This is a genomic window from Nonomuraea sp. NPDC003754, from assembly GCF_053605785.1.
Window position 1 is genome coordinate 181288 of the sequence record NZ_JBSGJX010000018.1, and the last position, 9905, is coordinate 191192.

12 protein-coding genes and 1 tRNA gene are annotated in these 9905 nt (G+C 68.7%); 8 read left to right on the forward strand and 5 right to left on the reverse strand.

The window, feature by feature from the left end; translation table 11 throughout:
• Positions 1 to 139: 139 nt before the first annotated feature.
• Both aceE and ACWEVS_RS23335 read right to left on the reverse strand, forming a co-directional pair.
• Positions 140 to 2887, reverse strand: coding sequence for a pyruvate dehydrogenase (acetyl-transferring), homodimeric type (gene aceE / locus ACWEVS_RS23330; RefSeq protein WP_452553260.1), 2748 nt, complete (start codon positions 2885 to 2887; stop codon positions 140 to 142).
• A 563-nt stretch (positions 2888 to 3450) separates the two neighbouring features.
• Positions 3451 to 4047: a TetR/AcrR family transcriptional regulator gene (locus ACWEVS_RS23335; RefSeq protein ID WP_452553262.1), complete on the reverse strand. Its 597-nt coding sequence runs from the start codon at positions 4045 to 4047 to the stop codon at positions 3451 to 3453.
• Positions 4048 to 4102: 55 nt separating this feature from the next.
• Here ACWEVS_RS23335 and ACWEVS_RS23340 point away from each other — a divergent pair, with 55 nt between their 5' ends.
• The 8 genes from ACWEVS_RS23340 to ACWEVS_RS23375 all read left to right on the forward strand — a co-directional run bounded on the left by ACWEVS_RS23340 (position 4103) and on the right by ACWEVS_RS23375 (position 8161).
• A complete protein-coding gene (locus ACWEVS_RS23340; RefSeq protein WP_449927976.1) occupies positions 4103 to 4960 on the forward strand; it encodes an alpha/beta fold hydrolase in 858 nt (285 codons plus the stop codon).
• A gap of 153 nt (positions 4961 to 5113) precedes the next feature.
• Positions 5114 to 5296 (forward strand): DUF1918 domain-containing protein, encoded by a 183-nt coding sequence (locus tag ACWEVS_RS23345; protein WP_354904978.1) that lies wholly within the window; start codon positions 5114 to 5116, stop codon positions 5294 to 5296.
• A gap of 9 nt (positions 5297 to 5305) precedes the next feature.
• Entirely contained in the window at positions 5306 to 5713 is a 408-nt protein-coding gene (locus tag ACWEVS_RS23350) for a secondary thiamine-phosphate synthase enzyme YjbQ (RefSeq protein WP_452414403.1), read from the forward strand.
• Positions 5714 to 5814: 101 nt separating this feature from the next.
• Complete coding sequence (locus ACWEVS_RS23355; protein WP_354904973.1) at positions 5815 to 6243, forward strand: DUF3052 domain-containing protein; 429 nt, start codon at positions 5815 to 5817, stop codon at positions 6241 to 6243.
• 55 nt (positions 6244 to 6298) lie between these two features.
• A complete protein-coding gene (locus tag ACWEVS_RS23360; protein WP_449927979.1) occupies positions 6299 to 6727 on the forward strand; it encodes a peroxiredoxin in 429 nt (142 codons plus the stop codon).
• A gap of 19 nt (positions 6728 to 6746) precedes the next feature.
• On the forward strand, positions 6747 to 7076 hold the full coding sequence (locus tag ACWEVS_RS23365; RefSeq protein ID WP_452414401.1) for a hypothetical protein: 330 nt from the start codon (positions 6747 to 6749) through the stop codon (positions 7074 to 7076).
• 54 nt (positions 7077 to 7130) lie between these two features.
• A complete protein-coding gene (locus tag ACWEVS_RS23370; protein ID WP_449927981.1) occupies positions 7131 to 8072 on the forward strand; it encodes an ROK family protein in 942 nt (313 codons plus the stop codon).
• 17 nt (positions 8073 to 8089) lie between these two features.
• Positions 8090 to 8161 (forward strand) — tRNA-Val (locus ACWEVS_RS23375).
• Here ACWEVS_RS23375 and ACWEVS_RS23380 read toward each other — a convergent pair.
• The 3 genes from ACWEVS_RS23380 to ACWEVS_RS23390 all read right to left on the reverse strand — a co-directional run bounded on the left by ACWEVS_RS23380 (position 8135) and on the right by ACWEVS_RS23390 (position 9729).
• Positions 8135 to 9142, reverse strand: a complete 1008-nt coding sequence (locus tag ACWEVS_RS23380) for a hypothetical protein (protein WP_452553264.1) — start codon at positions 9140 to 9142, stop codon at positions 8135 to 8137. The two genes, ACWEVS_RS23375 and ACWEVS_RS23380, sit on opposite strands and share 27 nt — an antisense overlap.
• Positions 9143 to 9325: 183 nt before the next feature.
• Positions 9326 to 9553 (reverse strand): hypothetical protein, encoded by a 228-nt coding sequence (locus tag ACWEVS_RS23385; RefSeq protein ID WP_452553265.1) that lies wholly within the window; start codon positions 9551 to 9553, stop codon positions 9326 to 9328.
• On the reverse strand, positions 9550 to 9729 hold the full coding sequence (locus ACWEVS_RS23390; RefSeq protein WP_452553266.1) for a hypothetical protein: 180 nt from the start codon (positions 9727 to 9729) through the stop codon (positions 9550 to 9552). The genes ACWEVS_RS23385 and ACWEVS_RS23390 overlap by 4 nt, the downstream gene beginning before the upstream one ends.
• Positions 9730 to 9905 lie beyond the last annotated feature (176 nt).

A 9905-nucleotide genomic window follows, 5' to 3' on the forward strand; every position in this document is an offset into this window, starting at 1 on the left:
GCGACGGGCCGTCCATGACGCGAAAAGGACGGCCGTCCATGACACGAAAGGACAGCGCGACGGGCCGTCCACGACGCGGAAGCTGGAGAAAAGAGAAAGAGCCCGCGCCGTCGGGCGCGGGCTCTTTCCTGGCGAAGCGTCAGACGCCCATGGACTGGGTGTCGTTGCTCTCGGCGCCGCCGGCCTCGGTGACGCCGTTCTTCAGGTGGTAGCGGGCGATCGCCTCGCGCAGCACCTCGCCGTCGAGCTCGCCCCGCTTGACCAGTTGGGTGAGCACCGCCAGCGTGATCGACGCGGCGTCGACGTGGAAGTGGCGGCGCAGCGCCGAACGGGTGTCGGACAGGCCGAACCCGTCGGTGCCCAGCGAGCTCCAGTCGCCCGGCACCCACTGCGCGATCTGGTCCTGGACCGCCTTCATGTAGTCACTGACACCCACGAAGGGACCCTGCGCGCCCCCCAGCGCCCGCGTGACGTACGGCACGCGCTGCTCGGAGTCGGGGTTGAGCAGGTTGTGCTCCTCGCAGGCCAGCGCCTCGCGGCGCAGCTCCGACCACGACGTGGCCGACCAGACGTCGGCCGAGACGCCCCAGTCCTCGGCCAGCATGCGCTGGGCCTCCATCGCCCACGGGCCCGCGACGCCCGAGGCGAGGATGTTGGCCTTCGGCCCCTGCGCCAGCGGCGAGTCGGCGAACTTGTACAGACCCTTCAGCAGGCCGTCCACGTCGAGGTCGGCGGGCTCGGCGGGCTGCACGTAGGGCTCGTTGTAGACGGTCAGGTAGTAGAAGATGTTCTCCGGCTGGTCACCGTACATCCTCCGGAGCCCGTCCTTGACGATGTAGGCGGTCTCGTAGGCCCACGAGGGGTCGTAGGCGACGGCCGCCGGGTTCGTCGAGGCGATCAGCGGGGTGTGGCCGTCCTCGTGCTGCAGGCCCTCGCCGTTCAGGGTCGTGCGGCCCGCGGTCGCGCCGAGCAGGAAGCCCCTGCCCATCTGGTCGCCGAGCTGCCACATCTGGTCGCCGGTGCGCTGCCACCCGAACATCGAGTAGAAGATGTAGATCGGGATCATGTGCTCGCCGTGCGTGGCGTAGGAGGTGCCGACCGCGGTCATCGAGGCCATGGAGCCCGCCTCGTTGATGCCCTCGTGCAGGATCTGGCCCTCGGTCGACTCCTTGTACGACAGCAGCAGGTCCCTGTCGACGGCCTCGTAGGTCTGGCCGTGCGGGCTGTAGATCTTCGCCGTCGGGAACATCGCGTCGAGACCGAAGGTGCGCGCCTCGTCGGGGATGATCGGCACGAACCGCTTGCCGATCTCCTTGTCGCGCATCAGGTCCTTCAGCAGGCGCACGAAGGCCATGGTGGTGGCCACCTGCTGCTTGCCCGAACCCTTGGCGAACTGCTTGTAGACCTCGTCGCCGGGCAGCTTGAGCGCCTTGGCGCGGACCGAGCGCCTGGGCAGCACGCCGCCCAGCGCCGCGCGGCGCTCCTTCATGTAGGCGATCTCTTCGTCGTTCTCGCCCGGGTGGAAGTACGGTGGCAGGTCGCCCTCGAGCGCGGAGTCGGGGATCGGCAGGTAGAGCCGGTCGCGGAACTCCTTCAGCTCGGCCTTGGTCATCTTCTTCATCTGGTGCGTCGCGTTGCGCGCCTCGAAGTCCTTGCCCAGCGTCCAGCCCTTGATGGTCTGGGCGAGGATGACCGTCGGCTGGCCGACGTGCTCGCGGGCCGCCTTGAACGCCGCGTAGACCTTGCGGTAGTCGTGGCCGCCGCGCGACAGCTTGCGGATGTCGTCGTCGGTCAGGTGCTCGACCATCTTGCGCAGGCGCGGGTCGCTGCCGAAGAAGTTGTCGCGGATGTAGCCGCCCGACTCGACCGAGTAGGTCTGGAACTGGCCGTCAGGCGTGGTGTTCATCTGGTTGACCAGGACGCCGTCGACGTCGGCGGCCAGCAGCGGGTCCCAGTCGCGGCCCCATACGACCTTGATGACGTTCCAGCCGGCGCCGCGGAAGTACGACTCCAGCTCCTGAATGATCTTGCCGTTGCCGCGGACGGGGCCGTCGAGCCGCTGCAGGTTGCAGTTGATGACGAACGTGAGGTTGTCGAGCTCCTCGCGGGCGGCCAGGCCGATCGCGCCGAGCGACTCGGGCTCGTCCATCTCGCCGTCGCCGAGGAAGGCCCAGACGTGGCTCCTGGAGGTGTCCTTGATCTGGCGGTTCAGCAGGTAGCGGTTGAACCGCGCCTGGTAGATCGCGCTGATCGGGCCGAGGCCCATCGACACCGTCGGGAACTCCCAGAAGTCCGGCATGAGCCGGGGGTGCGGGTAGGAGGGCAGGCCGTGGAAGCCGTGCGACAGCTCCTGGCGGAAGGCGTCGAGCTGGGCCTCGTTGAGCCGGCCCTCGAGGAAGGCGCGGGCGTAGATGCCCGGCGCGGCGTGGCCCTGGAAGTAGACCTGGTCGCCCGACTCGCCGTGGTCCTTGCCGCGGAAGAAGTGGTTGAAACCGACCTCGTACAGCGAGGCGGCGGAGGCGTAGGTGGCGATGTGGCCGCCGACGTTGGTGCGCGCGTTGGCGCGCGAGACCATCACCGCGGCGTTCCACCTGATGTAGGCCCTGATGCGCCGCTCGACATGCTCGTCACCCGGGAACCAGGGCTCGCGCTCCGGCGGGATCGTGTTGATGTAGTCGGTGCTGCGCAGGCCGGGCACGCCGACCTGGTGCTCGCGGGCCCGCTCCAGCAGGCGGAGCATCAGGTAGCGGGCGCGCGTGCGACCCTCGGTCTTGATGACGTTGTCGAGGGACTCGAGCCACTCGTTGGTCTCGCTGGGGTCGACATCAGGCAGCTGGCTGGGTAGGCCGTCGCTGATGATCGAGAAACGCTGGCGTCCGGAAGCCACTGGGTCTCGCCTTCCGAGGATCGACTGATGTCTGGTCTGGGTCGCCTTCCATCCTGGTCGCTAACTCCGGAAAGTGCATCTCTACTGACCGGTAACCAGACCGTCCCTGCTGGCAGGGAATGGATGGTGGCCTAGACCACCGATGGTAGGACGAATCGACACCAAAGGTTACATCGAGGGCCGGATTTATCAAGACCAGAAAAGAGACGAAATTTCGCTTATGGGGTCGGCCCTGTGGAGAGGCGCTGGGGCGGCACTCGCCCCGCAGTATAGGAACGGTCTCGGCGCCCTCGGCCGCCGGGCGTCGCCCGGCCTCCGGTTCCGTCCGCGGGATCCTAGCGGCCCCTCCCGTACGGCACCGCGGCGGCCTGCTCCCAACCGGCGGACAGGTGGGCCGATCGCCTCGTCCGGCCTCGCCCGTGGGGCCGCTCCGTGCCGTCCGAGGGGCGTCTGAGGCGCGGCGGAGCCTCGCCCTGCACGACGTCGCCCCGGTGACTCTCAGGCTGGGCAGGAGCCGGTTGCGCGGATGCCGCGTCAGCCGGAACTGCCGCCGACGTGCCGTCCTAAGGGGTCGCGCCACCGGGGGAGGCGGCGGCGAGTTCGGCGCGGGCGGTGGCGGCCACGACCTCGCCCGCCACCCTGAGCGCCTCGGTGTCGCGCAGCGACCTGCACAGCACGAACGCCCCTTCGAGGCTGGTCACCAGGCAGATGGTGAGCCTGCGCGCCGCCTCGGGCGCCAGCCCGAACCTGGCGAACCCCTCGGTGCCCGCCGCGATCCACGCCGTGAAGACGTCGGCGGTCGCCCCGCGCAGCGCCTCGTTGGTGCCGGCCACTTCGAGCGCCACCGTGGCGATCGGGCAGGCGTCGGCGTAACCGGTCTCCACCAGCGTCTCGGCCGCCGCGGCGAAGAACGCCTCGATGCCGCTGACCGGGTCCGGCGCGGGCGCGATGAGGGCGTCGAAGAGCTGGACGTACATCATCCCCGACGAGCGGATGACCTCCTCGCCCAGCTGCTCCTTGCCGCCGGGGAAGAAGTGGTAGATCGAGCCGAACGGCGCGCCGGCCGCGGCGACGATCTGCTTGAGACCGGTGCCCGTGTAGCCGTTGCGGCGGAACAGCTCGGCGCTCGCGTCCAGGATGCGTTCCTTGGTGTTGCCCACGATCGGAGCCTACCCTAAGGTCTCGCTAGAGCGATCTATCAAATCGGAGGCCGCTGTGCCGGAGATCGAGTTGTCAGCCGGGACGATCGACTACGAGGACACCGGCGGCGAGGGGCCCGTCCTGGTGTTCCTGCACGGAGTCACGATCGACGGCTCCGTGTGGCGCAACGTCGTGGCCGACCTGCGCCACGACCACCGGTGCGTGTGCCCGACGCTTCCGCTGGGCGCGCACCGCCGTCCCATGCGGCCGGGCGCCGACCTGTCGCTCACCGGCGTGGCCCTGCTGGTGGCGGAGTTCCTCGACCGGCTCGACCTGCGCGAGGTGACCCTCGTGCTCAACGACTGGGGCGGCGGGCAACTGCTGGTGCCGCTCGGCCGGGCCGAGCGCGTCGGCAGGCTGGTCCTGACCTCGTGCGAGGCGTTCGACAACTACCCTCCGGGGCTGCCCGGCCGCATGATCGAGCTCGCGGCGCGGATCCCCGGCGGGTTGTGGCTCGTCATGCGGCTGCTCGGGCTACGGTCCTTCCGCAGGGCCCCGGGCGGATGGGGCTGGATGAGCAAGCGACCCGTGCCCGACGCGGTGATGGACGGGTGGTTCGCGCCGGCGCGGGCCAGCTCGGCGATCAGGCGGGATCTGGCGGCCTACACGCGGTCCGTGCCGCCACGCCGGGTGTTGCTGGAATGGGCCGAGGGGCTTCGCGCCTTCGCCGGGCCGGTGCTGGTGGCGTGGGCGGTGGAGGACAGGCTGATGCCGCGCGAGCACGGTCCCAGGCTCGCGGCGCTGTTCAAGGACGCCAGGCTGGTGGAGATCGAGGACAGCTACACCCTCATCCCGGAGGACCGGCCCGCGCTGCTCGCCCGCACGATCGCGGAGTTCGTGCGCGAGACCGACACGGGACGAACGCCGGCCTGACCCCCGGGTCGAGGGCCTCGAGCCGGGTACGGCAGGCGGGTACGCGCGGGGTCGACGCTGTGCGGGCGGACCGTAACGTTTCGCTTATCTTTTGCCCTTCTACCTCGGTCAAGGGGCTTTTCGGATCGGCCCCGCCGTACGAAGGTGGGAGGTATGAACGCGACGGTAGGAGACCGGCTCCTCGTGCACGGCAACACCGTTGGAGAGGCAGACCGGCACGGCGAGATCATCGAAGTGCGGGGTGCCGACGGCGGGCCTCCGTACATGGTCAGGTTCGACGACGGGCACACCGGCCTGGTGTTTCCCGGTCCGGACGCGATCGTCGAGCACACATAGGATTTCCATGTGAAATCCCAGATCATCTCGGTGACCACCGGGTCGCGCGAGACGGTGCACGACATCACAGGTGAGTGCGAGGACTTCGTACGATCGGTGGGCGGCGACGGGCTGCTGCACGTGTTCGTGCCGCACGCGACGGCCGGAGTGGCGCTGCTCGAGCTCGGCTCCGGCAGTGACGACGACCTGCTCGCCACCCTGGCCGACCTGCTGCCCGCCGACGACCGGTGGCGACACGCCCACGGCTCTCGTGGCCACGGCAGGTCGCACGTGATGCCGGCCCTGGTCCCGCCCTATGCCACCGTCCCCGTGCTCGGCGGGCGGCTGGAGCTGGGCACATGGCAGTCGATCGCCGTCGTCGACCTGAACGTCGACAACCGTGAACGGCAGGTTCGACTGTCGTTTTTGTCGGATTAATTCGTGTGGAGTACGGCCGTCATCGTGGCGACCGTTGACGACTGAGGGTCACAGCGTGTGGACTGTCCCGAAGCGATGACCGCATATCAGGAGGGATACAAGTGAGCGCGACCGCGGGTCAGGCGCAGGGCGAGCGCAGCCTGGCCGAACGACTCGGCCTCAAGCCGGGTCAGGTGGTGCAGGAGATCGGCTGGGACGAGGACTGCGACGAAGAACTTCGCGAGTCCATCGAGAACCTGACCGGCACCGAGCTGTTGGACGAGGAAACCGACGAAGTCGCCGACGTGGTGCTGCTGTGGTGGCGCGACGGCGACGGCGACCTCTTCGACGCTCTCAGCGATGCGATGCGATCTCTGGCCGAGGCGGGCCAGATCTGGCTGCTGACTCCCAAGGCCGGCAGAGATGGCCACGTGGAGCCGAGCGACATCGGGGAGGACGCCGCCACCGCGGGCCTCTCGCAGACCAGCAGCATCTCCGCAGCACCCGATTGGTCGGGGACCAGGCTCGTGGCGCCCAAGGGCCGTCGCTAGTCAGACGTTGAGGCCTGCCGTACGACCGACCTGGTCGTACGGCAGGATGAACGGCATGGCTCCCGACTTCGAACTGCCAGACCAGCACGGCACCCCGGTCAGGCTCTCGAGCCTGCGGGGCGGGCGGGTGCTGTTGATCTTCTACCCGCTGGCCTTCAGCGGGGTGTGCCAGAGCGAACTCGGCCAGGTGCGCGACGAACTCATCCCGCGCCTGCCCGCCGACGTCACGGTGCTCTCGGTCTCCGTCGACTCCATGTTCACCCACCGCGCGTGGGCGGATCAGCAGGGGTACGAGTTCCCCCTGCTATCCGACTTCTGGCCACACGGACAGGTCGCGCAGGCGTACGGTGTGTTCGACGAGGCGAAAGGGCTCGCCAGGCGCGGCACCTTCCTCATCGACGGCGAGGGCGTGATCAGGTGGTCGGTCGTCAACCCGATCTCCTCGGCGCGTGACGTCGCCGACTATCTCCAAGCGTTGTCCTGACTGTCCATCGGAGGCCATCATGCCCTGCTACCGGTGCGGGGCCCGGCAGACCGACCCGGTTCGCGGAGCGAGCCCGTGGCGGCGTGGAGTGCGCCGCGAGGCGCAGGTGCTCATCTGCCCCGACTGCCAGCGCTCCCACGACCTCGACCTCGACCTGTGCGAATCCTGCGGCTCCACGTCGCTCATCTGCCGGCTCGGCGAAGTCGAGTGCCGCTCCTGCGGTTCGGTACGGCTCGCGCGGACCAGCGAGCCGGCCGGTTCCGAGCCGATGGGTTCCGAGCCGCCTCCAGGCCTGGCCGACGAGGTCGAGGCGGCTCTCGCCAGAGTGCTCGGTCTTTCCCGACAATAGGGTGCGCTATCGTTCATAGCCGTTGACCTGCCTCCGCCTCTCAGGATGACCGCTATGAGTTCCTACGTTGTCGCGCTCGATGTCGGCGGCACGTCCATGAAGGGCGGCCTCGTCAGCGAGAACGGCCAGGTGCTGGTCACCGACCGGCGCGCCACGCCGCGCGCCGAGGGGCCGGACGCCGTCGTCACCACCATCCGCGAGTTCATCGCCGACCTGGCCGCGCGTGGCGGTCCCGGGCTGGCCGGGGTCGGCCTGGCCGTACCGGGGCTCGTGACGGCCTCCAGCGCGCTCTACGCCGCCAACCTCGGCTGGCGCGACGTGCCCGCGCGGGCCTTCGTCGACATGGACGTCCCCGTCATGCTCGGCCACGACGTCCGCACCGGCGGGCTCGCCGAGAGCGTCCTCGGCGCCGGCCGCGGCGTGTCCGACTTCCTGTTCCTGCCCATCGGCACCGGCATCGCCGGCGCCATGATCCTGTCCGGCCAGCCGTACGGCGGAGCGGTCGGCTGGGGCGGCGAGATCGGCCACATCCCCGTCTTCCCCGACGGCGAGCCCTGCGCCTGCGGGCAGCTCGGCTGCCTGGAGACCTACGCCTCCGCCGCCTCCGTCGGACGGCGCTACAGCGAGCGCTCCGGCATACCCGGGGTCAAGGCCGAGGAAGTCGTCGCCTCCGACGACCCGGTGGCCATCGAGGTCTGGGACGAGGCCGTCGAAGCCCTGTCCCTCGCGCTGGCCACGTACACGCTCTTGCTCGACCCGTCCGTGATCGTCCTGGGCGGCGGGCTGGCCGAGGCCGGTCCCGCCCTGTTCGACCCGGTACGAACCCGGCTGGTCAAGCGCCTCGCCTTCCGCGACGCGCCCCCGCTGGTGCCTGCGGCCCTGGGGGTCAACGCGGGCATGCTCGGCGCGGCCCTGCTGGGCTGGACCGCGGCCGGGCGCCCTTCGGTGGGGCGGGAATGGACAATGGATGTGCGATCGGCGCCCGCGGTGTCGTAAGGTGTAGTGCCGATCAGGGGCGGTTAGCTCAGCGGTAGAGCACTCGCCTTACAAGCGAGGGGTCACTGGTTCGAACCCAGTACCGCCCACCTGGTGAAACAGGGTCTATCCGAAGATCGCGGAGACGGCCCTGGGGACGAATGGGGACGATCTTGCGAAACGATCTTCCTTGCGGGCTCCAGAAGCTCGTCTAGAAGAGGGACCGGAGATCGCCCGTCCGCGATCTTCGCCCGCTCGACAAGACTCTCTTCCCAAAGTTTCTGAAGTCCGTCAGTGATCTGCTTGATCATCGCGGGCGACGTGTGTGTGTACGTTCCGACGATCCCCGGCAACTCGTGACCGAGCCGCTCCTCTGAAGCCACCAGCGGGACGCCCAACTCGTCGAGCCACACCTTGTGTGCATGACGCTCTCCGTGCGGCGTCAGCCCCTCCATGATCGGCAGCCAGGACTGCACGTAGTGCCGTTCCGGGTCATATCGCCAGAAGCCCTGGCGCCGCGGAGGGGCGAACTCCTCGCCCTCCACCGCAGCCGGCCATGACCGCCGAACCTCGCCCGGCCATGGCGCCTGGCCGAGATCAGCCAGCACTGGATAGCGAGGCTTCCCCCTCGTCTGAGGGTGCTGCCCGTCCGCTGCCGGCCGGAACCGTCGGCGCGCGTAGTTCGACCGCCGCTCATGCCCGCCGTCCTCCGCCAGGAACACATACCGGCCCCCGCCACACCCGCGGGGGCCTTCGCATGTGCACTGCCCGTCGCCCTCCTGCTGCACCTGTTGAGACAGAAGATCACTGATAAACGATGGAAGGTGAATGGTCCTGTAGGAACCGTCCTTCGGCGCCTTCTTGATCCACGCCCCGTTGTGTTCGTACAGCTGCTGCTCCACCCGGAGAGTCGAAAGGCGGAAATACTGCTTCTCCAGCCCGATAGCCTCACCCCACCGCAGGCCCGTGTAGCCGAGCATCACGGCGAGCACGAAGTCGTCAGGCCGGCCGGACAGCAGCGACAGGCGCTCGCCGAGTAGCAGCACCTGGAGCGGGTCGACCCACTTGCGCTCTGGTCCACGCGTCTTCACACGGCCGACCTTCTTGCCGCGGTTGCGCTGCCGACCGCGGGATTGGCTGTGATCAGCCCGTGCCCGACCGCGTCGGACAGGATCGTGTGCAGCAGTGGCCGATCTGGACCTGCCCAAAGACGTGATCGAAGCCCGGCGACATTGCAGGGCCGCCTCCCGCACCAGCGAGCACCCAGGCCAAGATCAGGTGAAGGTGTTGATGCGGGCCGCAGCCCACACCACGATCAGACCGATCGCTGCCCACTTGATGAAAGTCCACACGCCGCGCTTGGCGTCCTTCTCCATGCCGGGCAGCGCGGCGAGGGTGCCTTTCCATTTCCGCCACAGGTCCAACATCACCTGGAAGCGGCGGCCTACCGCGAAAAGCACGAGCCCGACAATGATGAACAGCATCGCCCATTTGTCTGTCACGCGCCACTCCCCGCGATTGAGAAGTCTGGGATGCCCGTAACGTATGCGTGGAGCGCCCGCTGCTTCACCGCCTCTGGTCTGGGCTCATCGACCAGCAGCATCGCCAGCCGCTCCTCGGCGGTGAGGTCGGCGCACTCCTCAGGGCTCAGTCCGTGGGGGATGTCGTGAGCGTCCATACCGCCAGCATCAGCGCTGCGAGGGCGAGCGGTCCCGCGAACGGCGTCTTGCCCTGGTTTGTCCTAGTACTACAGTCATGTTTTGTGATCTATAGCTGGATCTTGTTGTGCCGGAGCCAGCGTTTCCAGTAGTGGCTGCTGCGAGCGCCGGCTTGGTGGGCGCGGCGGTGGTGTGA